At 60.6% G+C, this 26,342-nt stretch carries 23 protein-coding genes; 18 read left to right on the plus strand and 5 right to left on the minus strand.

The window, feature by feature from the left end:
- The first annotated feature begins 6 nt into the window (after positions 1-6).
- On the plus strand, positions 7-894 hold the full coding sequence (mmsB, locus tag ACYZTW_RS04440) for a 3-hydroxyisobutyrate dehydrogenase (RefSeq protein WP_123365150.1): 888 nt from the start codon (positions 7-9) through the stop codon (positions 892-894).
- A 202-nt stretch (positions 895-1,096) separates the two neighbouring features.
- On the opposite strand, the gene ACYZTW_RS04445 is transcribed toward mmsB, so the two are convergent.
- Entirely contained in the window at positions 1,097-1,441 is a 345-nt protein-coding gene (locus ACYZTW_RS04445; protein ID WP_007946320.1) for a cupin domain-containing protein, read from the minus strand.
- Positions 1,442-1,970: 529 nt separating this feature from the next.
- On the opposite strand from ACYZTW_RS04445, the gene ACYZTW_RS04450 reads away from it, so the two are divergent.
- The 11 genes from ACYZTW_RS04450 (at position 1,971) to ACYZTW_RS04500 (ending at position 16,661) form a co-directional block, all read left to right on the plus strand.
- Positions 1,971-2,540 (plus strand): acyl carrier protein, encoded by a 570-nt coding sequence (locus ACYZTW_RS04450; RefSeq protein WP_462003896.1) that lies wholly within the window; start codon positions 1,971-1,973, stop codon positions 2,538-2,540.
- An 8-nt stretch (positions 2,541-2,548) separates the two neighbouring features.
- Positions 2,549-3,823: a beta-ketoacyl-[acyl-carrier-protein] synthase family protein gene (locus ACYZTW_RS04455; protein ID WP_462003897.1), complete on the plus strand. Its 1,275-nt coding sequence runs from the start codon at positions 2,549-2,551 to the stop codon at positions 3,821-3,823.
- Between the two features lies 1 nt (position 3,824).
- Positions 3,825-4,883, plus strand: coding sequence for a beta-ketoacyl synthase (locus tag ACYZTW_RS04460; protein ID WP_462003898.1), 1,059 nt, complete (start codon positions 3,825-3,827; stop codon positions 4,881-4,883).
- Positions 4,880-6,175: a beta-ketoacyl-[acyl-carrier-protein] synthase family protein gene (locus tag ACYZTW_RS04465; protein ID WP_462003899.1), complete on the plus strand. Its 1,296-nt coding sequence runs from the start codon at positions 4,880-4,882 to the stop codon at positions 6,173-6,175. The genes ACYZTW_RS04460 and ACYZTW_RS04465 overlap by 4 nt, the downstream gene beginning before the upstream one ends.
- The gene (locus ACYZTW_RS04470; protein ID WP_462003900.1) at positions 6,172-7,380 is read left to right on the plus strand and encodes a beta-ketoacyl synthase N-terminal-like domain-containing protein; all 1,209 of its coding nucleotides are present in this window, start codon (positions 6,172-6,174) and stop codon (positions 7,378-7,380) included. The genes ACYZTW_RS04465 and ACYZTW_RS04470 overlap by 4 nt, the downstream gene beginning before the upstream one ends.
- A gap of 55 nt (positions 7,381-7,435) precedes the next feature.
- On the plus strand, positions 7,436-10,306 hold the full coding sequence (locus tag ACYZTW_RS04475) for an aminotransferase class III-fold pyridoxal phosphate-dependent enzyme (protein ID WP_462003901.1): 2,871 nt from the start codon (positions 7,436-7,438) through the stop codon (positions 10,304-10,306).
- A 9-nt stretch (positions 10,307-10,315) separates the two neighbouring features.
- Positions 10,316-11,053 carry a 3-oxoacyl-ACP reductase family protein gene (locus tag ACYZTW_RS04480; protein ID WP_462003902.1) on the plus strand — a complete coding sequence of 246 codons (738 nt, stop codon included), beginning with the start codon at positions 10,316-10,318 and terminating at the stop codon, positions 11,051-11,053.
- Positions 11,050-11,814, plus strand: a complete 765-nt coding sequence (locus tag ACYZTW_RS04485; protein ID WP_462003903.1) for an SDR family NAD(P)-dependent oxidoreductase — start codon at positions 11,050-11,052, stop codon at positions 11,812-11,814. Before ACYZTW_RS04480 ends, ACYZTW_RS04485 begins: the two co-directional genes overlap by 4 nt.
- Positions 11,815-11,816: 2 nt before the next feature.
- Complete coding sequence (locus tag ACYZTW_RS04490) at positions 11,817-13,115, plus strand: DUF1302 domain-containing protein (RefSeq protein WP_462003904.1); 1,299 nt, start codon at positions 11,817-11,819, stop codon at positions 13,113-13,115.
- Positions 13,116-13,184: 69 nt separating this feature from the next.
- Positions 13,185-14,021: an outer membrane lipoprotein-sorting protein gene (locus ACYZTW_RS04495; protein ID WP_462003905.1), complete on the plus strand. Its 837-nt coding sequence runs from the start codon at positions 13,185-13,187 to the stop codon at positions 14,019-14,021.
- A 33-nt stretch (positions 14,022-14,054) separates the two neighbouring features.
- Entirely contained in the window at positions 14,055-16,661 is a 2,607-nt protein-coding gene (locus ACYZTW_RS04500; RefSeq protein WP_462003906.1) for an efflux RND transporter permease subunit, read from the plus strand.
- 66 nt (positions 16,662-16,727) lie between these two features.
- On the opposite strand, the gene ACYZTW_RS04505 is transcribed toward ACYZTW_RS04500, so the two are convergent.
- The 3 genes from ACYZTW_RS04505 to ACYZTW_RS04515 all read right to left on the minus strand — a co-directional run bounded on the left by ACYZTW_RS04505 (position 16,728) and on the right by ACYZTW_RS04515 (position 18,855).
- A complete protein-coding gene (locus ACYZTW_RS04505; RefSeq protein WP_462003907.1) occupies positions 16,728-17,138 on the minus strand; it encodes a MerR family transcriptional regulator in 411 nt (136 codons plus the stop codon).
- A gap of 195 nt (positions 17,139-17,333) precedes the next feature.
- On the minus strand, positions 17,334-17,909 hold the full coding sequence (locus ACYZTW_RS04510; protein ID WP_046045752.1) for an NAD(P)H-dependent oxidoreductase: 576 nt from the start codon (positions 17,907-17,909) through the stop codon (positions 17,334-17,336).
- A gap of 55 nt (positions 17,910-17,964) precedes the next feature.
- Positions 17,965-18,855, minus strand: a complete 891-nt coding sequence (locus ACYZTW_RS04515) for a LysR family transcriptional regulator (protein WP_462003908.1) — start codon at positions 18,853-18,855, stop codon at positions 17,965-17,967.
- Between the two features lie 223 nt (positions 18,856-19,078).
- Here ACYZTW_RS04515 and ACYZTW_RS04520 point away from each other — a divergent pair, with 223 nt between their 5' ends.
- Entirely contained in the window at positions 19,079-19,843 is a 765-nt protein-coding gene (locus ACYZTW_RS04520) for a sulfite exporter TauE/SafE family protein (RefSeq protein WP_462003909.1), read from the plus strand.
- Here ACYZTW_RS04520 and ACYZTW_RS04525 read toward each other — a convergent pair.
- Positions 19,833-20,147 carry a putative quinol monooxygenase gene (locus ACYZTW_RS04525; RefSeq protein ID WP_462003910.1) on the minus strand — a complete coding sequence of 105 codons (315 nt, stop codon included), beginning with the start codon at positions 20,145-20,147 and terminating at the stop codon, positions 19,833-19,835. The two genes, ACYZTW_RS04520 and ACYZTW_RS04525, sit on opposite strands and share 11 nt — an antisense overlap.
- Before the next feature lie 160 nt (positions 20,148-20,307).
- On the opposite strand from ACYZTW_RS04525, the gene ACYZTW_RS04530 reads away from it, so the two are divergent.
- The 5 genes from ACYZTW_RS04530 to ACYZTW_RS04550 all read left to right on the plus strand — a co-directional run bounded on the left by ACYZTW_RS04530 (position 20,308) and on the right by ACYZTW_RS04550 (position 26,332).
- On the plus strand, positions 20,308-20,898 hold the full coding sequence (locus ACYZTW_RS04530; protein WP_462003911.1) for an NAD(P)H-dependent oxidoreductase: 591 nt from the start codon (positions 20,308-20,310) through the stop codon (positions 20,896-20,898).
- A 221-nt stretch (positions 20,899-21,119) separates the two neighbouring features.
- Positions 21,120-22,031, plus strand: coding sequence for a LysR family transcriptional regulator (locus ACYZTW_RS04535; RefSeq protein WP_134104778.1), 912 nt, complete (start codon positions 21,120-21,122; stop codon positions 22,029-22,031).
- A 103-nt stretch (positions 22,032-22,134) separates the two neighbouring features.
- Complete coding sequence (locus ACYZTW_RS04540) at positions 22,135-23,028, plus strand: NAD-dependent epimerase/dehydratase family protein (RefSeq protein WP_462003912.1); 894 nt, start codon at positions 22,135-22,137, stop codon at positions 23,026-23,028.
- A 236-nt stretch (positions 23,029-23,264) separates the two neighbouring features.
- The gene (locus ACYZTW_RS04545; RefSeq protein WP_462003913.1) at positions 23,265-24,710 is read left to right on the plus strand and encodes a SulP family inorganic anion transporter; all 1,446 of its coding nucleotides are present in this window, start codon (positions 23,265-23,267) and stop codon (positions 24,708-24,710) included.
- 272 nt (positions 24,711-24,982) lie between these two features.
- Positions 24,983-26,332 (plus strand): GntP family permease, encoded by a 1,350-nt coding sequence (locus ACYZTW_RS04550; RefSeq protein WP_008149082.1) that lies wholly within the window; start codon positions 24,983-24,985, stop codon positions 26,330-26,332.
- Positions 26,333-26,342 lie beyond the last annotated feature (10 nt).

Below are 26,342 nucleotides of genomic sequence, written 5' to 3' on the forward strand. Positions count from 1 at the left end.
CCGGATATGAAAATCGCTTTTATCGGTCTCGGCAACATGGGCGCGCCGATGGCGCGCAACCTGATCAAGGCCGGCCATTCGCTACGGCTGGTCGACCTGAACAAAACCGTTCTGGCAGAGCTGGAGCAATTGGGCGGCAGCATCAGCGCTTCGGCACGTGAAGCCGCTCAAGGCGCAGAACTGGTGATCACCATGCTGCCAGCCGCTGTGCATGTGCGCAGCGTGTGGCTGGGTGAGGACGGCGTGCTGGCGGGTATCGCCAAGGGCGTGCCGGCAGTCGATTGCAGCACTATCGATCCGCAGACCGCACGTGATGTTGCTGCGGCAGCGGCCAAGCAAGGCGTGGCCATGGCGGATGCGCCAGTCTCTGGCGGGACGGGTGGTGCAGCGGCCGGGACCCTGACGTTCATGGTCGGCGCTACCCCTGAGCTGTTCGCCACCCTTCAGCCGGTATTGGCGCAGATGGGCCGCAACATCGTCCATTGCGGCGAAGTCGGCACCGGGCAAATCGCCAAGATCTGCAACAACCTGCTGCTGGCGATCTCCATGGTCGGTGTCAGTGAAGCCATGGCGCTGGGTGATGCGCTCGGGATCGACACGACGGTGTTGGCGGGAATCATCAACAGTTCCACCGGCCGTTGCTGGAGTTCCGAGATGTACAACCCGTGGCCAGGTATCGTCGAAACGGCGCCGGCCTCGCGCGGTTATACCGGCGGTTTCGGTGCCGAACTGATGCTCAAGGATCTGGGACTGGCCACGGAAGCAGCGCGTCAAGCGCACCAACCGGTGGTGCTCGGCGCGGTGGCTCAGCAGTTGTATCAGGCGATGAGTCAGCGTGGGGAAGGTGGCAAGGACTTCTCGGCGATCATCAACAGCTATCGCAAACCCCAATAAGGGGTTTTCCGGGATTGTGGCGAGGGGGCTTGCCCCCGTTGGAGTGCGTAGCGCTCCCCCTGCATTCCCTCAGCCACACCGTGTAGACAGGTTTTACGACGGCTTCGCCGCCGAACGGGGGCAAGCCCCCTCGCCACAGGTCTGCATTTATCCAAAGATATTTACCGGGAAATCACGTCGGGTGATCTCCCGGTTTTTTGCATCAGGCAAACACGAAATACTTGCGCACGGTTTCAACCACTTCCCACGTGCCTTTCATGCCCGGCTCAATGACGAAAATATCACCGGCGCGCAGATGGATCGGCTCCTTTCCTTCTGGGGTGATGATGCAGTAGCCCTCGCGGAAATCGCAGTATTCCCACTTCACGTATTCCACATACCATTTGCCCGGTGTGCAGATCCAGGTGCCCATGATTTTGCTGCCGTCTTCGCTGGTGTAGGCGTTGAGGTTGACGGTGTGCGGGTCGCCTTCGAGTTTTTCCCATTTGCAGGCGTCGAGCACCGGCAGTGGGTGGGTATCGCGAAGAACGGTAATCGGTGCGGTCATGTGGACTCCGGGGCAGTGGACTAGAGAACTGAAGTCGCACCCTATAGCGCCCCGCACCCGGTCAGTTGTCTGTGCTCGACACTCAGTTACCCAGAAGCGCTGTGCCGCTTTGCCGGATCGGCTTGTAATCCCGCACGAGCATTGTTTAGTGACTGCGCTGATATAGAACAATGTTATGAAGTTATAACTACTTTCTTATCCGGTTTTTATTATTTGTACGTCCGTGCCATCAGCCAGAAGTTAATACTTTCGGTCCCCTCTCTATTTAGCCAGCGATACGACGCACACCCCCACCATACGCAGCCTTTGTTAAGTAAATAAGTCGACTGGCACGCGACTTCGCACCAACCGGGTGTGGTGCGCAGGCCAATTTTTGCGCCTGTCTCAAGTTGTTAAAAAACTTTGAATAGTTCGTTGACTCTCCCCTTAAGGGCAGAGTTTAGATTTCCGCCGCGTGAGAAGTTGCCGTGGGAATAGTTACTTCTCACATGCGGAATTGATGAAGCAATCACGATATAGGGAGATAGAGATGAACAATCCATTGGAATTGGAAAACGTCATTGCCAGCACCCGCGAGATCCTCGCGCAACTGTTGGTGATGAGCGTCGATGATATCGATGAGAGCAGCAGTATCGTCGAGGACCTCAGCGCCGATTCGCTGGATATCGTTGACCTGAGTTTTCAACTGGGCCGTCAGTATGGCTGCACCTTGCCCAAAACCAGCGTGCTCGATCACGCCATCGCTGTCTGTGGCGACGCCAGAGAGTTCCTGGCAAACGGGCGCATCACCGAAAACGGCAAAGCCTTGCTCGAACAGAGCCTGAGTGCCTACTCCCTGGGTCAACTCCAGACCGGAATGCAACCGACGCAGGTCTTTGCCGCCACCACCGTGCGCAACTGGGCGCAACAGTGCCGCAACCTCTTCAACTACCTGCCGCGAAGCTGCCCCGATTGCGGGGCTCATCAAGCTGTGCTGAACGAACGCCGGCAAGTGGTCTGTGGCGCTTGTAGTGCGCGGCTGGTGCCGGTCGACGGCGACGAGGTTTCACGTCGACTGGTGGAGCAATTTGTGGCCACTCACGCCCAAGAGACGGTGTAGGAGTTCTCATGCGGACACGAGAAGTCTATGTGACCGGATTCGGTCTGGTGGCGCCCATGGCACTGGATGCCGCCACGTTGTTCGAGCGGATCTGCCAGAAGCAGTCCTGTGTTCGCGAACATCCACGGTTCAAGGCGTTGGGCTTCAACAACAGCGCTGCCGGATTCATCGATGACAGCCAGTGGCAGCAGATCGCCGCCGGTTTCGGCGGCAATGCTGCGCTGCATCCGCGGCAAAGCGTGCTGGCCGAGTTTGTCGCCCGACGAGCCTTGCTGCACGCCGGCCTGACCCCGACAGCCTTTGCTCGCACCCGCAGTGGATTGTTCCTGGGGGCCAACAAGTACTGCGCGGACAGTCACGACCTGCTTCGGGCCAGTCGCTACATGGATGAAGACGGGCGTGTCGACCTGGATCAACTGCTGAATAACCCGGCGCCATCGAGCGCGGTCTTCGGGCGCAGGGTCGATCAGCAGACCCTGCACCTGGCCGAGACGCTCGGTATCCGCGATCACATTTCGACCCACTCTGATGCCTGCGCTGCCGGCACCATGGCGATTGGCAGCGCCTACCGGGCGATCGAGCGTGGCGAAATCGACCTGGCCATTTGCGGTGCCGTCGAACTGATGGCCAACGAGTTGCCGTATTACATGTTCAACAGTCTCGGCGCGCTGTGCCAGGCCGACCTGCCTGCCGGCGAGCAGAGCCGACCGTTCATGCCGGACCGTTGCGGCTTCGTGATTAGCGAGGGCGCGGCCATGGTCATTCTCGAATCCGCCGAGCATGCCCAACGTCGCAAAGCCACGCCGTTGGGGCGAGTGCTGGGTTACGCGAATGTGTGCGAGGCGCAAAAAATGACTTCCAGCAGCCGGGACGGCCGCAAATATGAGGAATGCATGGAAGCCGCAATCGAAGACGCCGGGCTGCTCAGCAGCGCGGTGCAACACGTCAACACCCACGGCACGTCAACCCAAGCCAACGACAGCTGTGAGGCCCTGGCTTTGCAGCGGGTGTTCGGCGAGTGCCGGGAGCACGTGACGTTCACCGCCAACAAATCGGCCATCGGTCATTCCCTGGCGGGCAGTGGCGCGATTGAAGCGGTGCTGTCGCTGATCAGCCTGCGGGACGGCGTGCTGTTGCCAACCCTGAACTACGATCATGACCGCGCCGAATACCCCTCGCTGACATTTCTCAGCGAGCCAATGCGCCAGTCGATCAACGTGGTGATGTCCAACTCATTCGGTTTTGGCGGCGTCAACAGCTCGCTGGTTCTGGGGAGGGCATGACATGAGCATTGCCGTTTACATCCATTCGGCGGCCGTATTGAACGCCGCCGGCAGCGAATGCGCCGACCTGCTCGGGACGCCACCTTCGCCGCAACCGCTGGCATTCGACGCGACGCGACGGGCTTACCCGCTGCCGACACCGCGCCTGGCCAGCGATCTGTTCGACCGCAAGATCCAGCGCAGCGTCGAACCACAAGGCTTGCGCCTGTTGCATTGCGCGGCGCGCCTGGCGCCTGCGCTGACGGCCCTGAATCTGCCGCCGGCACGGGTTGCCCTGACGGCGGCCATTCCAGAAGTCGACGCGCCGAGCCCTTGCTGGGACGCGGTGCAAGCGATCGGCGAGCAACCGCAAAAGCCTCTGGCGCAATTGTTGGCCAACACGCCGCCGCTGCACGCCCTGACGCTGCTCAACAGCAGCGTGATGGCTTACGTGGCCGAAGCGTTGCAATGTCATGGGCCGATGGGCGGGTTCTGTTCCCAGGACAACGCTGGGCTCGATGCCCTGATCGAAGCCTGTCAGCAGATTGTCGAGCAACGTGCCGACGCCGCGCTGGTGGTCAGCAGCAGTCCGAACCTGACGCCGGCCCTGTATCTGCGTGAACCCCAGCAGGCAGACGAGGCGATTTATGGCGAGGGCGCCGCCGCGCTGCTGCTCGGCTCGGCACCTTCGCCCGACACCCTGAACGCCTTGCGTATCGCCGGATTTGGCCGGGGTTACAGCGCTGACCCGCGACGTGGCGCAGCGGTTGCCCGGCGGGTGATCGACCAGGCACTGAGCCTGGAAAAACTGTGTCTCGGTGACGTCGAGCAGATCGTCGCCAATCCCGAGGATGCGCAATTGATGAGCCTGTTCGCCGACTGCCCACGGGACGTTCGCAGCACTCGTGCCATGACCGGCGATCTTGGCGCCAGCGCCTTGCTGACCGAAATCGCGCTGGCCTTGCACCATACCCACAACGCCTCGGCGACACCGGGCTACATGCTGTTGGTCAGCCATAGCCGCGCCGGTCATTGGGGCGCCTTGCTGCTGGCCAGTGAAACCATGGAGAAGCACACATGAGTGCGACACGGATTGTGATTACCGGCATGGGCGCCGTGACCGGGTTCGGTTTCGAATGGCAGACCCTCTGGGAAAAGATGCTCGGCGCCGAACATTGCGTGCGTCCATGGCAACCCGACGGGGTGGAGGACGGCACATTCCCGGTGCGCTACGCCGCGGCCGTGGATATGAGCCTGTTGCCCGAGGCCCTGCAGGAGCACCCGGCCTGGACCGTTGCCCTGGAAAAACGCAGCCGTTTTGGCTGGGTGGCGGCCACCCAGGCAGTGAACGACAGCAGACTTGCACCAGAGCAACTGCGTGAAGCCGCCGTACTTTGTGCTTCAGGTGCGCCCCAACACATGCTGGCCGATATGCTGCTGACCCAGGTACCGGATGGCCACGCCCCGGGCTGGCAACACCTGATGCCCCGTGCCGAGCAAGTGAATGCCGAGGGCTCGCTGCGTCAGAGTAATGATCGACTGGCGCGGGTCATTGCCGACGGCTTGGGCTGCGAAGGGCCCGTGATCAATATCAGTAGCGCATGCGCCGGCGCCTCCCAGGCCATCGGCAATGCCTTCCAGATGATTCGTCGCGGTGAAGTGAACGTGGCGATTGCCGGTGGCGCCGACTCGGTGCTGAACATCGACACCATGGCCGCGCTGTACCTGCTCGGCGCAGCGTCGAGCGAACAGCGCTGGGGCGTCGATCTGTGCCGGCCGTTCGACCGTGATCGCAGTGGCCTGATTGCCGGCGAGGGCGGTGGTTTCGTGGTGCTGGAAAGCCTTGAACATGCGCTGGCGCGAGGTGCGACGCCCTATGCCGAAGTCCTCGGCTTCGGTAGCAGCCTGGACGCCTACAGGGTCACCGCCCCGCAACCCGAAGGCCGGGGCGCGGCGCTGGCGATGCAAGCCGCGCTGGACGACGCTGGCCTGCGTGCGCAACAGATCGATCTGATCAACGCCCACGGCACTTCGACGCCGCTCAATGACGTCGCGGAAACCCTGGCGATCAAAAGTGTGTTCGCCGAGCACAAGCACTACCGGTCCCTGGCTGTCAGCGCCAACAAGTCGCAGTTCGGGCACTTGATTGCCGCCGCCGGCGCGCCCGAATGCATGATCACGGCCCTGGCGTGCCTGAACGATCTGGTCACGCCGACGGTGAACCTGCATGACGTCGATGAGCAGTGCGACCTGGACTATTGCGCCGGGCAAGCGGTCAGCCGCCGAGTGGATTTTGCCTTGAGCAATTCCTTTGGTTTTGGTGGCCTCAACACCTCGCTGGCCCTTGGCAAATATCGGGAGCACTCACAATGACTGGCGCTACTGTGCGTGTTGCGATCGCCGGCGGCGGTTGCGTATTACCCAGCGGCTGGGGCGTGCAACGCTTCTGGTCGGCGGCCAGTGAAGGCCGCAGCGGCATCGCTTTGCTGCAGTCGAACTTGTTTCACAGTGAGCGCGTGGCAGCCTTCGGGCATGTCAGTGATGAAGACCATCAAACCAGTCGCCAGGACGTGGCCCAGAACCTCCAGCGCTACTGCCCGCCGGCCGTGATCTGGGGTGTCAGCGCGGTGCGCCAGGCCTTGGCTGAAGCGGGGCTTGAACCGGGCAACGACGGGCTGCGTTATGGCCTCTATTGCTGTCAGGGCGGTTACACCCATCCGTCGTTGGCGGCCTATGGCGAGTTACTCCATGAGTGCCGCGATGAGTCCGGCGCCGACATGCGGCGCCTGGCTCGACGGGTGTTGCAGGAGCGCGCGCTCGATCCGTTCCTGGTACTCAAAAGCCTGAGCAACGGCTTGCTCGGGATCGTCAGCCTGGCGCTGAAACTGGAGTGCGAATGCAACGCCTACATGCAAGGCGTGGCCGGCAATCTGGCGGCATTGCGTGAGGCGTGTGCGGCGTTGCAAAGCGGTCGTATCGATGCGGCGATTGTGGTCGGCGCCGGCAGTGAGCTCGATCCGTTGGCACTGGCCGCGCTGGCCGAGGCCGGCGTGATCAGCACCGACGGTTCCCAATCCTTGCGCGCATTCGATCGTCAAGGCACGGGCGGGATTGCCGGTGAAGGAGCGGCGGCGTTGATATTGCGCCGGGCCGACGATCTACCGGATGGGCCGCAGACCTGCCTGTCGGGACTCTCCGCCCACCCGCGTCTGGGGGCGTTGAACCTGCCGGACAAACAGGTCGATCTGCTGGTCAGCAGCGCTAGCGGCAATCCGCACAAGGACGCCGACCTGGCCCGAACGCTGGCCCGCGCCGGTGCCGCGCACATCACCAGTAGCGTGCCGGTGACCGGCATTCTCAGCGGTGCGCCGAGCCTGGTCGACCTGATCCTGGCCCGCAACGCACTGCATGCCCAGCATGTGCCGCCGATCATCGGGTTGCAGCAATCGGTGGATCCGCACCTGCCGTTTGTGCTCGGTGAGGGGCGGGACGCGGTGCTGCGCGACTGCCTGATCATCAACCGCGACGACAACGGTTTCAGCGCCTGTTACCAGCTCGATCATCAGGCGGCCGACTAGCCGTTTTGAGTGCATTGAATCGCTTCTATTTTTCTACTTAAGGGATATGGCTGTCATGGATTACCGCGATTACGTACGACCGAAATTCGTTGAATTGATGCAGGCCCTGGGCCTGGAATGCCAGTTCCACCGGGCGTTGGGCAGCAAGCTGTTTTACCGCGACAAACAGGGCTGCGATGTGACCGTCACCGACTTTCTCGGCGGTTACGGCGCTGCGTTGTTTGGCCACAATGACCCGCAGTTCGTCGATCAACTCTGCGGCCTGTTGCGCGCTGATGTGCCGTTCAATGCGCAGATGTCCGTGCGTGGCGCGGCCGGCCTGTTGGGGCGCGAACTCAGCGAGGCGTTCAACCGGGAGTTGAACAACAGCGAGCGCTACATTTCGACCTTCTCCAACAGTGGCGCCGAGTCGGTGGAAATCGCCGTCAAGCATGCCGAATACCGCCGCCAGAAAACCTTGCAAAAACAGTTCGACGAACGGGATTTCGCCCTGGCCAATTTGACCGCCAGTGACAAGGCCTACGTTGAACTGGACGTCGACGACCTCGACCTGCCCGCCGGGTTGCTGCCAGACAATCTGTCATACGTGACCGTGCGCCAGGTGGTGGAAGCGGTGCGTCAACACAACCTCGCGCAGTTGCATGTCGAACCGGTATTCGTGGCCCTGCGCGGCAGCTTCCACGGCAAACTGGTGAACACCGTCCAGCTGACTTACGGCAAGCAGTACCGCCAGCCGTTCGCCCGTTTTGGCCTCAACGTCGAGTTCATCGACCCGCAACAACCCCAACAACTCCAGGATTTACCGGCCCGTCACACACGGCATTGGCTGAGCCTGGAGTGGAGCGGCGAGACCTTGCAGGTGCGCCGTGAAGCCTTCAGTGCGATCACGGCGGTGTTGCTGGAGCCGATCCAGGGCGAGGGCGGCATCAACGAGTTTGCCAGCGAGTTCTACCTGGGCCTGCGTCGCCTGTGCAATGAGCAGCAATGCCCGCTGATCATCGACGAAGTGCAATCGGGTTTCGGCCGCACCGGCACTTTGCTTGGCGCCAGCCATTTCAACTTGCAGGGCGATTACTACTGCCTGTCCAAGGCGTTGGGCGGTGGCCTGATGAAAATTGCCGCTACGGTTATCCGCGCCAGCCACTACGAAACCGATTTCAGCTACATCCACAGCTCGACCTTCGCCGAGGACGATGCCTCGTGCCATATCGCCCTGTCGGCCTTGCGCCGCTTGTTTGCGAATGACAGCGCCATGCTCAAGGACGTGAACAGGAAAGGTGAATACCTCAAGTCGTCATTGCTCGAACTTAAAACCGCGTACCCGGACGTGATTGCCGATGTGCGTGGCCGTGGCTTGTTGCTGGGGTTCGAATTGCACGACCTGACCGGCACCAGTTCGCTGGTCCAGGCGTCGGCGCAGTACAACGATGCGCTGGGTTACATCATCGCCGGCTACTTGCTGCAATTCGAATCGCTGCGGGTCGCGCCGTCGGGCAGTAACGCCAACGTGATTCGCCTGGAGCCACCGGTGTGCATCACCTTCGAGGAAATCGACGGCTTGATCGGCGCGTTGCAAAAGGTCTGTGACATGCTGCGTCGCCGCGATGCCTTCCCGCTGGCGGCCGGAGTGTGCGCCGACAGCATCCGCGAAGTACCGGCTCGCGAAGTGAGCTTCAAGGAGCCTGAAAACCTCCCAAAGTCTGACGAGAGCGTTCGCGTGGTGGCGCGCGTGGCGTTCATCAATCACCTGATCGATTCGGACATGCTCAGTGATGTCGACCCGTCGCTGTCCACCCTCAGCGCCGAACAGAAACGCGAGTTCATCAAGCGCATGGCTCCGGAGCGGCGTGCCGCACCAATCGGCCCGGTGCTGATCCGTTCGAAACTCGGCACCGCCGTGGAATTCACCCTGTACCCGTTGTGCATGGACTCCGATGCCATGGCCGCGTACATCGCCAGTGGTGACCTGGACACTATCCGGGACGAAGTCGGTAATCGCATCCGTGATGCCCGGGCCGATGGCTACAGTGTGGCCGGTCTGGGCATGTACACCTCGATCGTCACCAACAACTGTCAGGCGCTGAAAATCCCCGACATGGCGCTGACTTCCGGCAACGCGCTGACCATCGGCATGGGGCTGGAAGCGATCGAGCAAGGCTGCAAGCAGCAAGGCCTGGAACTGAGCGAACAGACGGCGGCGGTGGTCGGCGCGGCCGGCAACATTGCCTCGACGTACGCCTCGTTGCTGTCCACCAGTGTCGAACACCTGATCCTCATCGGTAGCGGTCGCGACGGCTCAGTGCGGCGCCTGGAGAAGACCGCCCAGCTGATTTACGCCGAGGCCGCCCGCGCGATTCTCAAGGGTGTCGCCGAACATGACCGCCTCGCCAGCCGCTTGCAGAAACTCGACGGCATCGACGCGTTGTTGCAGGCCCACGGTGCCGGTACCGACCTCGGTCAGCGGGTGCAGCGCCTGGTCGAAGAGCACCTGGGTTCGAATGCGTTCATCACGGTCAGCAATGACCTTGAGGTGCTGAAACAGGCGCGCATCGTGCTCTGTGCCGCGAACGCCCCTCAACCGTTTCTCGGTGCCGACCACTTCGCCGAAAACAGTGTGATCTGCGACATCGCGGTGCCGCTGAACGTCGATCAGAACCTATCCAGCCAACGTCCCGACGTGCTGTACATGCATGGCGGGATTGTCCAGACACCGTTGGGCGATGGCCTGATCCGCAACGTGCGCGCCTACCTCAAGGAAGGTCAGCTGTATGCCTGCATGGCGGAGTCGGTGTTGATGGGTTTGTCCGGGATGAAACAGCACTACTCCTACGGCGATATCAGCCGCGAGCAAGTGCAGCAGATTCGTGCCCTGGCCGCGACCCACGGCTTCAGCCTCGCGCAGTTCAAGACTGACAACTCACTCTAAGGAACGGTCATGCCGAATAAAGTAGCAGTGGTGACCGGTGGCAGTCGTGGTATCGGCCGGGCAATCGTCCTGGCCCTGGCCGGCGCGGGTTATCAGATCGCATTCAGTTATGTGCGCGACGAAGTGGCCGCCATGTCCTTGCGTGACGAGGTCCAGGTGCTTGGCCTCGAGTGTCTGGCGCTGCAGTGCGATGTCAGCAGCGGCGACAGCATCAAAGGCTTTTTCGAACGCGTCGACCAGCATTTCCAGCGCGTCGATCTGCTGGTCAACAACGCCGGCATCACCCGTGACGGGTTGCTGGCGACGATGCCGAGCCGCGACATCCTCGAGGTGATCCAGACCAACCTGATCGGCACCTTGCTCTGCTGTCAGCAGGTGGTGCCGGGCATGATGCGTCAGCGCAGCGGGTGCATCGTCAACATCAGTTCAGTGGCCGCGCAGAAACCCGGCAAGGGGCAAAGCAACTATGCCGCGGCCAAGGGCGGAGTCGAAGCGCTGACCCGCGCCCTGGCGGTGGAACTGGCGCCGCGCAACATTCGGGTGAATGCGGTGGCCCCGGGCATCGTCAACACCGAAATGAGCACGGCGCTGATTGGCAGTCAGGAGCAGGAAATCCAGTCGCGGTTGCTGATCAAGCGTTATGCCGAACCACAAGAAATTGCCGAGGCGGTGCTGTACATCGCCGATCGCGGCTTGTACCTGACGGGTGAGGTCCTGCCGGTCAACGGCGGGTTGAAAATGCCATGAGCCGGACCATTCTGATTACCGGTGCCGCCAAGGGCATCGGCCGGGCGGTGGCGGAGAATTTTGCCGCCGACGCCGGGCACCGCTTAATCCTGCTGGACCTGGATTTGCCGGAACTGCAACGCTGGGTCGACGAGCAACACGGGCAGATCAAGGCCCGGGTCGAAACCCATTCCGCGAACATTGCCGACCTGGCGGGCATGGAAGCGTTCTTCAAAATGCTCGCCAAACAAGTGGATTACGTCGATGTGCTGGTCAACAGCGCCGGCATCTGCAACGAGAATGAACCGGAAGATTTGCACAACTGGCACAAGGTGATTTCGGTCAACCTCAACGGTACGTTCTACGTCACTTCGTTGTGCCTGCCATTGATGCCGGATCGCGGGCGGATCATCAACATGTCGTCGATCCTCGGCCGTGCCGGCAAGGTCCGCAACACCGCGTACTGCGCTTCCAAGCACGGCATCATCGGCATGACCAAGGCCCTGGCGATGGACCTGGCACCACGGCTGATTACGGTGAATGCGATTCTTCCCGCGTGGATCGATACGCCCATGCTGCAAGGTGAATTGGCGGCACAAGCGGCCATTGCCGGGCTGACCCAGGAACAGATCCTGCGCAACGCCAAGAAGAAACTGCCGATGCGTCGCTTCATTCAAAGCGAAGAAGTTGCGGCGATGGTGCGTTACCTGGCCAGCCCCGAAGCGGGCGGGGTGACCGCCCAGAGCCTGGTGATCGACGGCGGTGTCGGGTTGGGAATGTAGCCATGCAGGAATCACACATCAGCCGCACCGCGTGGGCGGTATTGGCCTGCATGGTCGCGCCGCCGGCGCTGGCTGAATTGACGGTGGACGACTTCAAACCAGATTACGCCGACGCCGAAGTCGGCGTGGCCACCGCGTTGCGCTTGCACGGTGACGACCAGGTCACCCAGAAGGCCATGTATTTCAAAGCCAACCTGGAAGACAACTGGGACGGTGGTTACTACAAGGCCAAGGGCCGGGTGCGTTACGACGCCCGCTACGACGGCAACAATCCGTACAGCGAACGGGCGCGGGACAAATACCGCTTCGACGCCGACTGGCGGCATTTGTACTGGGGCCAGTCGGTGGGCGACGGCGAAGTGACCATCGGCTGGCAGCAAGTGGTCTGGGGCCGTGCCGATGAGTTGCGGGTGCTCGATCAGGTCAACCCGGTGGACTATCGCGATGGCCTGACTCCGCTATTGGAAGACAGCCGCATCGCGGTGCCCATGGTGCGGTTTGCGCAACCGGTGGGCGAGTGGGAACTGGAGGCGCTGTGGGTCACCGATTTTGTCAAAAACCAGCCGCCGGTGGCGGGCAGCGAGTTCGACGCGCCGTTGTTTGCAGCGCCGGATCCACAGTATTTCCTGTTGGATTCCAAGCCCGGCTACGACGGTGACAAGGGTTTTTCGTATGGCTTGAGCGCCAACGGCCGGATCGGTTCGGTGGACACCAGTTTTGTCGCTCTGAACGCCCGCCAACAGGACCCGGTGTACGCCGTCGAAGGCCTGGCCGATGACGGCCGCACGCGGCTGGAACGCCAGTTTCCCCGTTACACCATGGGCGGTGCGGGGCTGGCGATCGACGCCGGTCACAGCATCGTGGTGCGCAGCGAAATTGCCTGGTTCGACAACTGGCGGGTGACCAATCCGACCCGTGCCTACGGCACCGACAGCACCCCGATGGTCAAGTCGTTGCTGGGCGTCGATTACTTGCTGCGCGACTGGCTGATTTCCCTGCAATGGCAGGAGCAGCAACTGCTCGACTGGCAGGACGGCATGCTGCAGGACAAGCGAGAGCACCTGTTCACCCTGTCGGCCGAAGGCACCCATTGGCAGGACCGACTCAAGAGCCGGCTGGTGGTCGCCGCTTCGCCGCCGTTTAACGACGATGCGCTGTTGCAAGGCATCTTCACCTACAAACCGGTGGACTGGATCAAGCTCGGGCTGGAAGTGGATGTGTTCTTCGGCAAGCCCGACAAGCCCTTCGGCGAGTATGACAAACGCGATCAAGTGCGGCTGTCCGCCGGTTACCTGTTTTAACCCCATGACGCCTGCGTGCCCCTGGCGCTTTGGCTCGACCATATTCATCTGACGAAAAGGGAAGTTCCCATGTTGCCTCTGTTCAAAAGTCTGACCGCCGCCGCATTGATCCTGAGCGGCGCTTGCGCCACCGCCGCCGAAGGCAAGAATGCCGATGAAATCATCCGCCAGGTGCGCGATCGAAACGACGGTAAAAGCTTCATGTCCCAAGTGTCGCTGATCCTTCACGACAAGAAGGGCAATACCCGGGTTCGCGAGTTCACTTACCTGCAAAAGGATTACCCGGACAGCGACAAATTCAGCATGTATTTTTCCGCCCCCACGGACGTGCGCGACGTGGCCTTTCATATCGAAAACCCCCACGAAACCCTGGGGCTGGAAGACAGCCAGTGGATGTACTTGCCGGTCAGCCGCCAGACGCGGCGGATCTCCACCACCGACAAGCGCGGCTCGTTCATGGGCAGCGAGTACTCCTACGCCGACCTGGACAAGATCCGGGTCAAGGATTACTCCCAGACACTGGTCGGCGAAGAGCAGGTCAAGGGCCGCGATTGCTACGTGATCGAGCGTGAGCCGGCGTCTCCCGAGGTGCTGGCCAAGACTGGCTACAACAAACTGAAAGTGTGGATCGACAAGCAGAATTTTCTGGTCATGCGTCAGGATTTCTTCGACGTCAAAGGCGTGTTGGTCAAGCAGATGCGCACGCAAAAGGTCGACACCATCGACTCGATCGACAGCGTCGTGCTGAGCGAAACCGAACACTTCATCGACGGCACGCGTTCAGAGATGCGCTTCAACCACCTGCAATACAACGTGCAACTGGAAGACCGTTTGTTCACCCAGACCGCCATCAAGCGCGGACTGAAAACCGGCGACGTGCCGGACTTTGCCGTGTCTGCCCGCTAAGCGCCGACCCTGACGACCCTGGAACGCATGATCATGGAAAGATACCTGAACTTCGTCGAGCGCTATGCGCGGGCGATCGTTTTTCTGCTGGTGGCAATCACGGCGTATTTTACCTATACGCTGGGCGCGCTGATCTCCGACACCAACCCTTACCTGCTCAAGGAAACCCATCCGGCGCGCAAGACGATCATTGATCTGCAAAGCGAATTCACCGGCACATTCGACTCGGTGATGGTGGCAATCAACAACCCGCAGACGGTGTTCAACAAGCAGACCCTCAACGCACTGTTTTCGATGTCGCAATCGGTGCGCAAAATGATCCTGGCCAACGACGCCGACAAGGAGCAGTTGACGCAAATCGTCGCCAGGCACCCGGACGACAGTCGGGCGCAGTTGTTGACGCGCGACATTCTGGAGAACGGGTTTTCGCAGAACGACTACGCCCAGGCCAAGGCCCTGCGTGATTACGCCCAGAGCCAGAATTGGGATGCCCATGATCAGCTGTTCCTGACCTTTCTCGCCGAGCGAATCAACCCGATCCGCGAAATGGCGTCCATGGGCGACCTGGAAAACATCGTGCTGACCGACGATGGCGAGTTGCTGATCCACAAGACCCTCAACGCCTACGACATGGACCCGGCGCTGGTCGAGTCGCAGATCATGGGCAACGAGCTGATGGTCGACGGGGTGGTCTCCAAGGACAAGAAAGTCGCGATGCTGGTGGCCGAGCTGGGCACCAAGCAAGACGATGCCCAGGCGCAACTGCGCGCCTACCAGATTGTGCGTGGGATCGTCGCGGACTATCAGGCGGCGCACCCCGAGTTCAAGGATGAGATCTTCATTGCCGGGATGCCGATCTTCATCGCGGCCCAGCAGGAGATCATCGACCATGACCTGGCGGTGCTGTTTCCGATTGTCTTTTTGCTGATCACCCTGCTGTTGATTTTCTTCTTCCGCAAACCGCTGGGCGTGTTGTTGCCGCTGTTCAACATTCTGTTCTGCACCATCTGGACACTGGGCCTGATGGCCTTGTTGCGGGTGCCGTTTGACTTGCTGACCAGCGTGCTGCCAGTGTTTCTGTTCACCATTTGCTGCTCGGATGCGATCCATGTGATGGCCGAGTATTACGAGCAGAAAAACGCCGGTAAAAGTAACCGTGAAGCCAATCGTGAAACGCAACGGCTGATGGTGGTGCCGGTGGTGTTGACGACGGTGACCACCATCGCCACCTTTATGATTTCCACCACCAACAACATTGTCAGCATCCGCAATTTCGGCGTGTTCATGTCCATTGGCCTGACGGCGGCGCTGATCATTTCGCTGTTGCTGATTCCGGCCTGGATCTCGATCTGGGGCAAGGATCAAACCCCGAAAACCCTGGCTGCCGTGCATAAGGAATCGATCATCTCGCGCTATCTGGTGGCGTTCTGTGCGCGACTGATTCAGTGGCGCAAACCGATCCTGATGGTGACGCTGCCGTTGCTGGCGCTGATGACGGTGTTTACCTTCCGTGTCGATATCGAAGACTCGGGCATCGCCTACTTCAAGCCCGAGAGTCATATCCGCGTTTCGGACCAGTTCATCAACCACGCCAATGTCGCGGGCACGGCGCCGGGCTGGATCGCCATCGACAGCAAAGAGCCGCGTGGGGTGCTGACCACGGAGGTGGTGCAGTTCATCGACAAGCTCGACCACTTCATCAAGCAGCAACCGGATGTCAGTTATGGCTATTCCCTGGCCACGTATGTCAAGCGCATGAACCTGGTGCTCAATGACATGAATCCCGACTACTTGCGCGTGCCCCAAGCGACGGAGCGGGTCACATCAGTCAATGACGAGGGGCAGACCGAGCAGTTCGAGGTGCCGGGCAATTCGCTGATCGAGCAGCACGTGATGCTGTTCGAGAACGGCGGTGGTTCGGACCTCAACAATGTGCTCAACGCCGACTATTCCAAGGCGCTGACGCTGTACACCATGACGTCGTCGGTGGCCAGCGACTACCAGGGCATGCTGGATCGGCTCGATGCCTGGTTGCTGGTGAACAAACCGGCCAACCTCGAAGTGACACACGCCGGCACGCCAGTGATCTGGACCGGCGTGTTGCAGGAAATCACCCAGGGCCAGGTCCTGAGTTTTTCCCTGGCGTTGCTGGTGGTCACGCTGATGATGATGTATTGGCTCAAGTCGGTACGCCTGGGGATCCTCGGCATGCTGACCCTGTTGACCACCTCGGTGACGGTCTACGGCTTCATGTTCCTGTTCGGCATCGAACTGAACATCGGCACGACGCTGGTGACCTTCCTGGTGGTTGGTGTGGTCGATTACGCGGTGCACCTGCTGTCACGGATCAAGCTGTTGGTGGAGCAAGGGATTCATGTCGATGCGGCTATTTTGCAGGCGATGCACAGCGTCGGCCGTTCGACCGTGGTCAACGTGGTGATTTTCTCCGTGGGCTTCATGGCGCTGCTGTTTTCCGACTTCAAGCCGATTGTCGATCTGGGCGCGCTGGTGGCGATGGCGCTGTTCTCCAGCGGTGTCATGACCATTCTGCTGGTGACGCTGGTGTCGCCGTGGTTCTTCGCGGCAATTGTTCCGGTGCCTGAACAGGACCGAGCCGTGGGGGATCCTGCCTTGAGCTGACCGGACGACCGGGACCGCAGGCGCCCAGGTGACCTGCGAGCCTGGTCATCCAGCGCAGCAGGGATTTCAGTTCAGCGTATGGTTCGGGTTTTTTTCGCCATAGCGGGCGATACGCTCGAACTGACATTCCTGTCGGGCATCGTTGAGGCTGCTTTCAAACGCTTCGAGGCCATTGTGCAATTGCTGTAGAGCGCCGATCTGGGAGACCAGCTCGGCCTTTTTTTCGGCAATCGCTTTTTGCGCCATGTCCCACGGGAATTCATCACCGTGGTAGTTGTTCAACATCACCTGCAGCTCTTTGAGCTTGAAACCCAGTTGCTGGGCGCACTTGATGAACGTCAACACCTCGACACTCTGCTGGCTGTAGATGCGGTATTTGCCTTCACGCTTGGGCTCGGGCAACAGGCCGATTTCTTCGTAATGGCGAATGCTTTTGACTGTGGTGCCCGACAGCTGGGCAGCTTTACCGATATACATAAAGATCCGTCTCGATGATCAAACAGGGTATAGCGCGACCAGACTTCATGCCTGATCGGGGGAATAATATAGGGAATAACATTCAAAGGTTGCAGCGGAGTGTAAATGACGCGCGCACGCGACGAACGACCGCTTGAAGGGGGCGGGAGGGGCTGACGGCGAGGGCGCGTCGTCAGCAAACAGCGAGGGGGAGCATCAGCTGCCGGCGGTGACCCGGGCCTGTTCCAGCCACGCGTCACGCTGGGTCGACTTGGAACCCAGGATCGGCCCGAACGTCAGGGTCTTCAACGGCTTGATGCCGCAGAACTCCAGGGTTGTCTTGCGCATCTGGTGCAGGCCGGGCATGCGATAGACCCATTTGTAATACCAGGGCGGCGTGTCCATGGTCACCAGCAGATGTGCGGTCCGTCCCTTGAGCAATTTGTCGGGGAAGGCCTTGCCCTCGCGGTATTTGAAGGCAAAACCGGGCAGGAAAATACGGTCGAGAAAGCCCTTCATCAGCGCCGGTATGCCGCCCCACCAGATCGGATAAACGAACGTCAGGTGTTCGGCCCAGGTGATATCGGCCTGGGCTTGCAACAGGTCCGGCTCCAGCGGCTGGATCGTGTGATAACCCTCGTGCAGGACCGGATCGAAGTCCAGCGCATCCAGACGCAGCAGGCGCACGTCATGACCGGCATCCTTGGCGGCCTGGACGTAAGTTTCGCTCAGCGCCCCGCAGAAACTGTCGGTGGAGGGGTGACCCAGAATCACGAGCATTCGTTTGCTCATCGCATGTACTCCTGAAATGAAGCCCGCAGCATAGAGTCTGCCCCTAACGGTAGAGTCAAGGCGTTCCCGGCGTCAGCGCCTCGAGCAAGGCCCTGGCGTAACCGGGCAGACTGTCGACGTCACGGGCGCAGATTTTCAGGGTGCGGTTGGCCCAGTCTTCGGGAAGAGCGCGGGTCGTGACAGCTTGCGCCGGTAGCCAGCGCTCGATGGCGACCAGCGGCACAATGGCCAGTCCTGCGCCGCGAGCGACCATGCGAATGACCCCGTCGAAGCCGTCGGCACGAATACGGATCGGCATGCGCTGGCCAATGTGCAGGGCCTGTTCCTCAAGGTGGATCGCCAATGCACTGCTGGCGTCCAGGGCCACGTAGTCGTGGCTCAAGGTGTCGGCGAAGGTCAGTGACGGGTGTTCGGTCAGGGGATGTTCCGGGGGCAGGATCAGCACCAGCGGGTCATCGCGAAACGGCCGGGTGTGCAAGTCATCAGTGTCGACCGCGTCGGACACGATCCCGAGGTCTGCCGCCCCCTGACGCAACGCATGGGTGATGCGGGCGCTGGGCAATTCTTGAAGGTCGATGTCGAGGTTCGGATGCTCGCGCAGAAAGTCGGCAAGCAACTCCGGCAGGTATTCAGTGATGGCTGTGGTGTTGCAAAGCAACCGTACTTGACCTTTGACGCCCTTGGCGTATTCGGCCAGATCCTGTTGCATGCATTCGGCTTGTTGCAGCAAGGCCCGGGCGTGTTTCGCCAAGGCTTTGCCGGCCGGTGTCGGTGTGACGCCGCGACGACCGCGGTCCAGGAATTCGATGCCAAGTGAGGCTTCCATGGCGCGGATTCGCGCGCTCGCTGCCGCCAGGGACAAATGGCTGCGAGCGGCGCCGGCGGTGATGTTGCCGCTGTCGAGGATGTTCAGGTAGAGGCGCAGGTCGGTCAGGTCGAAGTGCATCGCAACAAGCCCAGAATATTTATTGTCTGAAAGGGCGCTTTCGCGAGCAGGCCCGCTCCCACAGTAGACCGAGTCAGCCCGGACGACGCGGTCACCTGTGGGAGCGAGCCTGCTCGCGAAGGCGTCAGTAAAAACGACGAAACCTTAAGCCTCTTGTCAAATAAGAGGCTGCCTCAGTATATGGCAGATTTTCAAGCAGCCAATCCAGGCCCACGATAGCGCCATGAATACTCTCGCCGCGTTCTATCAAAACCTCGGTCTGGCCCTTTCATTGATGGTCATCGCAACCTTTCTGCTGGCCGGCATGATCAAGGGTGTGATCGGCCTGGGTCTGCCGACCATCGCGATGGGTTTGCTCGGTCTGGCTATGGCGCCGTCGCAGGCTGCCGCACTGCTGATCATCCCCGCGACGCTCACCAATGTCTGGCAACTGGCATTCGGCGGGCATCTGCGGGGGTTGATCAAACGGTTGTGGCCGATGTTGCTGGCGATCTTCATCGGCACGGGGGCCGGCACGTTATGGATCGGCATGGCCGGTGGTCATTGGGTCGTGCGAGGGTTGGGCGCTGCGCTGTTGCTCTATGCGTTGAGCGGATTGTTTCTGCCGACCTTGCGTGTCGGCCGTCACACCGAGCGTTGGCTCGGTCCTTTTTGCGGCCTGTTGACTGGCGTCATCACCTCGGCCACCGGCGTCTTCGTGATTCCGGCCGTGCCTTATCTGCAAGCATTGGGCTTGAGCAAGGATGAACTGGTGCAGGCGCTGGGATTGTCGTTCACCGTCTCGACCCTCGCTTTGGCCGCCGGACTTTTGTGGCGTGGTGCGCTTGGTGGTGGCGAGTTAAGTGCGTCGTTGCTGGCGCTGATCCCGGCGGTGCTCGGCATGTTGCTGGGGCAATGGCTACGCCAGCGGATCAGCGCCGTGTTGTTCAAGCGCGTGTTCTTCATCGGCCTCGGTGTGCTCGGCGGCCACTTGCTGATCAGCGGGTAGCGGACGACGGGCTGAGCATGTCGATGGCGCGGATATCGAAATCCCGTTCCAGGTACTCATCGCGCTGCTCTAGGAACTGCTGCATGTGCGGCAGGTTCGAGTGCACGTCCAGGTGGGCCTGGGACTGCCAGATCTCGTAGAAGATAAACAGCGTCGGGTCCTGTTTGTCGCGCAGCATGTGGTACTCGATGCAACCGGGCTCGGCGCGACTTGCTTGCACATAGCCGCTGAAAAACGCTTCGAAGGCGTCGGATTTTTCCGGGCGGGTCTTGGCGTGCAGGATGAAGCCTTGCATTTCACTCATCAGAAATCTCCTCAAGTTCAGAATCGGCGCAAGTTTATGGCAACAATCGGCTGTCGATTCGTGCGTATTGGTCAAATGAATGTTGTGAATTCAACGCTTATTCCGCGCGAGGCAGATCGCTACTCTGCCGCCATCGAATTCCCACCTTCCGAGACTTCCCATGAAAAAAGTCCTGTTGCTCAATGGCGGCAAAAAATTTGCCCACTCCGATGGCCGCTACAACGCCACTCTTCACGAAGCGGCGCTGAGCGTGCTGGATCGCGGCGGTGTCGACGTGAAAGCCACCTTCATTGACGAGGGTTACGATGTCGCCGAAGAAGTCGCCAAATTCCTCTGGGCCGACGTGATCATTTATCAGATGCCCGGCTGGTGGATGGGCGCGCCCTGGACCGTGAAAAAGTACATCGACGAAGTCTTCACCGAAGGCCATGGCAGCCTTTACGCCAGTGACGGCCGCACGCGCTCCGACTCGTCGCAAACGTACGGCAGCGGTGGTCTGTTGCAGGGCAAGCAATACATGTTGTCCCTGACCTGGAACGCGCCGCAGCAAGCCTTCGACGACCCGAGCGATTTCTTCGAAGCCAAGGGCGTTGACGCGGTGTACTTCCCGTTCCACAAGGCCAACACCTTCCTCGGCATGACCGGCCTGCCGACGTTCCTGTGCGTTGACGTGATGAAGCGCCCCAATGTCGAAGCCGATGTCGCGCGCTATGAGCAGCATTTGACCGAGGTGTTCGGCCTTAAGGCTTGAGCCTCGGCTACTATCGATATCTTATGCGGACGCTGATTTGTGGCGAGGGGATTTATCGGAATGCCGCACCACCCCGTTGGTGCGCGAAGCGGACCCAAAACCAGCAAGCGCGGTGGTTCAGGCTATCCGCGGTGGCTGATTTTACGACGGCTGTGCCGCCGAACGGGGATAAATCCCCTCGCCACAGTAGAACTACGCCGGACTATCGATAAGGAATACACGTGAAAGCCAGATCCGATGAGTTGCAGATTTTCGTCTGCGTGATTGAATGCGGATCGATTTCCGCTGCGGCCGAACAGGTCGGGCAAACGCCTTCAGCGGTCAGCCGCACGTTGTCGCGGCTGGAGGCGAAACTCGATACCACGCTGATCAACCGCACCACGCGGCGCATGGACTTGACCGAGGAGGGCAAGTACTTCTTCGAACACGCCAAGCTGATTCTCGATCAGATGGACGAGCTCGAAGAACGCCTGACCTCACGCCAGCAAACACCGTCCGGGCGTCTGCGGATCAATGCCGCGTCGCCGTTCATGCTGCACGCCATCGTGCCGTACATCGACGAGTTCCGCCGGCTCTATCCGGACATCCAGCTGGAACTCAACAGCAACGATCTGATCATCGATTTGCTGGAACAAAGCACCGACATCGCCATTCGTATCGGCACGCTCGCCGACTCGACGTTGCACGCTCGATCTCTGGGATGCAGCCCACTGCACATCGTCGCCAGCCCGGCCTATCTTGAAAAACACGGTGTACCGGCTGAAGTGGCGGATTTGTCCGGGCACACGCTGCTGGGCTTTACTCACAACGAAGGTCTCAACCAATGGCCGCTGCGCTACGTTCACGGTGATCGCTGGCCGATTCAGGCTTCAATCAGCGCCTCCAGCGGCGAGACGATCAGACACTTGGCGCTGGAAGGTCAGGGCATTGCCTGTCTGTCGCATTTCATGACCATCGACGACATTCGCGCCGGACGTTTGCAGGTGCTGCTGGCGGATTTCAACAGCGGTTATCGCCAGCCGATCAATGCGGTGTACTACCGCAACTCGCAACTTGCCCTGCGGATTCAGTGCTTCCTGGACTTCATCCAGGGCAAGTTGGCGGTTTACGCGAATGCGGATTTCAAGGGCTGATTCGTGATCCCTGCGCAAGAGTGAATTGGGCAACGCTGTCTGTTTCCTCAGGCATCGGTCCTCGATACTGGCTGCATCACTTATTAACGCAGGGAGTTTCTCCATGAACGTATTCGTTACCGGCGCTGCAGGTTTTATCGGCGGCTCCATCGCCACGGGTCTGGTCCGGGCTGGCCACAAGGTGACTGGCCTGGTTCGCAGCACCGAACAAGCCAATGAATTGAGCGCTCTGGGCATCACCCCGGTTATCGGCACGCTTGACGACAGCGCAGTACTGACCGAACAGGCCCGCGCGGCCGATGCCGTGATCAACGCCGCCAGCAGCGACCATCGCGCTGCGGTGGAAGCGTTGCTCGATGCGCTCCGCGGGTCCAACAAAGTGTTCTTGCACACCAGCGGTTCGAGCATTGTTGGTGATGCGTCGGGCGGCAAATCCAGCGACGTTATCTATTACGAAGACAACCTGCCGGCACCGACCGTCGACAAGGCTGCGCGCGTGGCCATCGACAACCTGATCCTTGCCGCGGCGAAGGATGGGGTGAACTCGGCAGTCATCTGCAACACCTTGATCTACGGCCACAGCCTGGGCGTGAATCGTGACAGTGTGCAGCTACCGCGTTTGCTGAAACAGGCGCGTAAAAGTGGTGTGGTCCGGCATGTCGGCACCGGCCAGAACATCTGGTCCAACGTGCACATCGAAGACGTGGTTTCCCTGTACCTGCTGGCGCTGACCAAAAACGTACCGGGCACCTTCTACTTCGTCGAAAGCGGTGAAGCGTCGTTCATCGACATGACCACTGCGATCGCCCAAGCGTTGAATCTGGGTGAGCCTCAAGACTGGCCGCTGAAAGATGCGGAAGCCGAGTGGGGTTATGAAATGGCCAACTATGGCCTGGGCTCCAACAGCCGGGTTCGCGGTAAACATGCGCGGGAGTTGCTGGGTTGGTCGCCGAAGCGGACATCGGTGATTGAATGGATTCGTGACGAAATGGTTTGAGTTCGCCTTAGACCGCGTCATCGTTTTTCGTCGGAACGCCGCCCGGAGCCGGCTCGCTCCCACACTGGACTTGGGTCGACCCACAATATTGGGTTCGACGCAGGACCAATGTGGGAGCGAGCCTGCTCGCGAATGCATTTGTGGAGTCCCCACAACTGGCCGGCCCGTCCTCAATTCCGTAACATCCGCACCCTCTTTTCCGGTCACTTCCTGCGGCCTATATCTTTGGGTAAGCCATGAAACCAACACGTCTGCGCGCCGATACCCTGGCCGGACTCACCACGTCTTTCGCCCTGCTACCCGAATGCATCGCCTTCGCGCTGGTTGCTCACCTCAATCCATTGATGGGGCTTTACGGCGCGTTCATCATTTGCACGTTGACCGCGCTCTTCGGTGGGCGGCCGGGCATGGTGTCCGGCGCCGCGGGGTCGATGGCCGTGGTGATCGTCGCGCTGGTGGTGCAGCACGGCGTGCAGTACTTGCTGGCCACGGTGCTGCTGGGTGGGCTGATCATGCTGGCATTCGGGCTGTTGAAGCTGGGCAAGTTGGTGCGCATGGTGCCGCACCCGGTGATGCTCGGCTTCGTCAACGGCCTGGCGATCATCATTGCCCTGGCGCAGCTGGAACACTTCAAGAGCGGTGACGCCTGGCTCAGCGGCACGCCGCTGTACCTGATGACAGGGCTGGTTGCCGTGACGATGGCCATCGTCTACCTGCTGCCGCGCCTGACGCGTGCCGTGCCGCCAGCGCTGGTGGCGATTCTGGGCGTTGGTCTGGCGGTTTACCTGCTCGGTCTGCCGACCCGCACCTTGGGCGACATGGCGCACATCGCCGGCGGCTTGCCGACGTTTGCGCTGCCAGACATCCCCAGGAGCCTGGAAACCCTGCGCATCATCGCTCCCTACGCGATATTGATGGCGTTGGTCGGTCTGCTGGAAACCCTGCTAACCCTGAACCTCACCGACGAGATCACCGAGAGCCGTGGCTACCCGGATCGCGAGTGCGTGGCGCTGGGCGCGGCCAACATGGTCTCCGGTGTATTCGGCGGCATGGGCGGCTGCGCCATGATCGGCCAGACCGTGATCAACCTCAGTTCCGGCGGTCGCGGTCGGCTGTCCGGTGTGGTGGCCGGGGTGATGATCTTGCTGTTCATCCTCTTCCTCTCGCCGCTGATCGAGCGCATCCCGCTGGCTGCATTGGTCGGGGTGATGTTCGTGGTGTCACAGCAGACCTTCGCCTGGGCCTCGCTGCGGGTGGTGAACAAGGTGCCGCTGAACGACGTGTTGGTGATCATCGCGGTAACGGTCATTACGGTGTTCACCGATCTGGCCACTGCAGTGCTCTGCGGGATCATCATTGCGGCGCTCAACTTTGCCTGGCAGCAGGCTCGCGAGCTTTATGCCGACAGTCACCTCGAAGCCGATGGCAGTAAGCTTTACCTTCTGCATGGCACGCTGTTCTTCGCCTCGACTGCGCCTTTTCTCAACCAATTCGATCCCGCCAATGACCCCTCCGTGGTGACGATCGACTGTCGCCACTTGAGCTTCGTCGACTACTCGGCCATCGCCGCACTCAAGACCCTGCGCGAGCGCTACGCCAAGGCCGGCAAACACCTGCGCGTGCTGCACTTGTCCGAACGCTGCAAGAAACTGCTCAAACGCGCCCACGTGAATCACGACTGAAGTTGATGCGTGATCGTTCCCACTCCGCGTGGGAATGCCTCACCGGACGCTCCGCGTCCGCTCTTGGGGTGCAGACCAGAGTGTGGGAACGATCAACGTAACGGCTATGAAAGTTTCACTGGCCGATTTTCATAACCGGCGACCTCTCATACCTCTGTGCGACATCCCTTATCCCTCCACGAAAATTATTTTCACCTCGTTTGAAAATCACACCTCGAAATGATTTATGAGTTTCACAACCCATTCGACGTGACCCTTTCGAGGAGTACCGCATGACACCGTCCTTCGGCTATTGGCTGCTGGTTTACGCCGCCATCGCCATCATCGCGCTGATCGTTCTGATCGCGCGTTACCGGCTCAATCCGTTCATTGTCATCACCTTGGTGTCCATCGGTCTGGCGTTGCTGGCGGGGATGCCGCCGTCGGGCGTGGTGGGGGCGTACGAGGCGGGCGTCGGCAAGACGCTGGGCCATATCGCGCTGGTGGTCGCGCTGGGCACGATGCTCGGCAAGATGATGGCCGAGTCCGGCGGCGCCGAGCAGATGGCGCGCACATTGATCGACCGCTTCGGTGAGAAAAATGCGCACTGGGCGATGGTCTGCATCGCTTTCCTTGTAGGACTGCCGCTGTTCTTCGAGGTCGGTTTTGTACTGCTGGTGCCGATTGCTTTCACCGTAGCGCGGCGCGTGGGCGTGTCGATTTTGATGGTCGGTTTGCCGATGGTCGCCGGGCTTTCGGTGGTTCATGCGCTGGTGCCGCCGCACCCGGCGGCGATGCTGGCGGTGCAGGCTTATCAGGCCTCGGTGGGGCAGACGTTGCTCTACGCGATCCTGATCGGGATTCCGACCGCGATCATCGCCGGTCCCCTGTACGCCAAGTTCATCGTGCCGCGCATCCAACTGCCAGAAGATAACCCGCTGGAGCGTCAGTTCCTCGAGCGCGAACCGCGCGACAGCCTGCCGGGTTTCGGCATCACCATGGCGACTATTCTGCTGCCGGTGGTGCTGATGCTGGTCGGTGGTTGGGCCAATCTGATTTCCACGCCGGGCAGCGGCTTCAATCAGTTTCTGTTGTTCATCGGCAATTCGGTGATCGCCTTGCTGCTGGCGACCTTGCTGAGCTTCTGGACGCTTGGCCTGGCCCAAGGCTTCAACCGTGAATCGATCCTCAAATTCACCAATGAATGCCTGGCGCCGACCGCCAGCATCACCTTGCTGGTGGGGGCTGGCGGTGGTTTGAACCGGATTCTGGTGGACGCTGGCGTCACCGACCAGATCGTCAGCCTGGCTCAAGTATTCCACCTGTCGCCGCTGTTGATGGGTTGGCTGTTCGCTGCGCTGATGCGCATCGCCACCGGTTCTGCCACCGTGGCCATGACCACCGCGTCGGGGATCGTCGCGCCGGTGGCCATTGGTCTGGGTTATCCGCATCCAGAACTGTTGGTGCTGGCGACAGGCGCGGGGTCGGTTATCTTTTCCCACGTCAACGACGGTGGTTTCTGGTTGATCAAGGAATACTTCAACATGACCGTCGCCCAGACCTTCAAGACCTGGACAGTGCTTGAGACCATTATCTCGGTCGTCGCCTTCGGTCTGACCGTTGGCCTTTCTTACCTGCTATAGCCGGAGCCGC

The sequence above is a fragment of the Pseudomonas sp. LB3P25 genome, assembly GCF_054897985.1.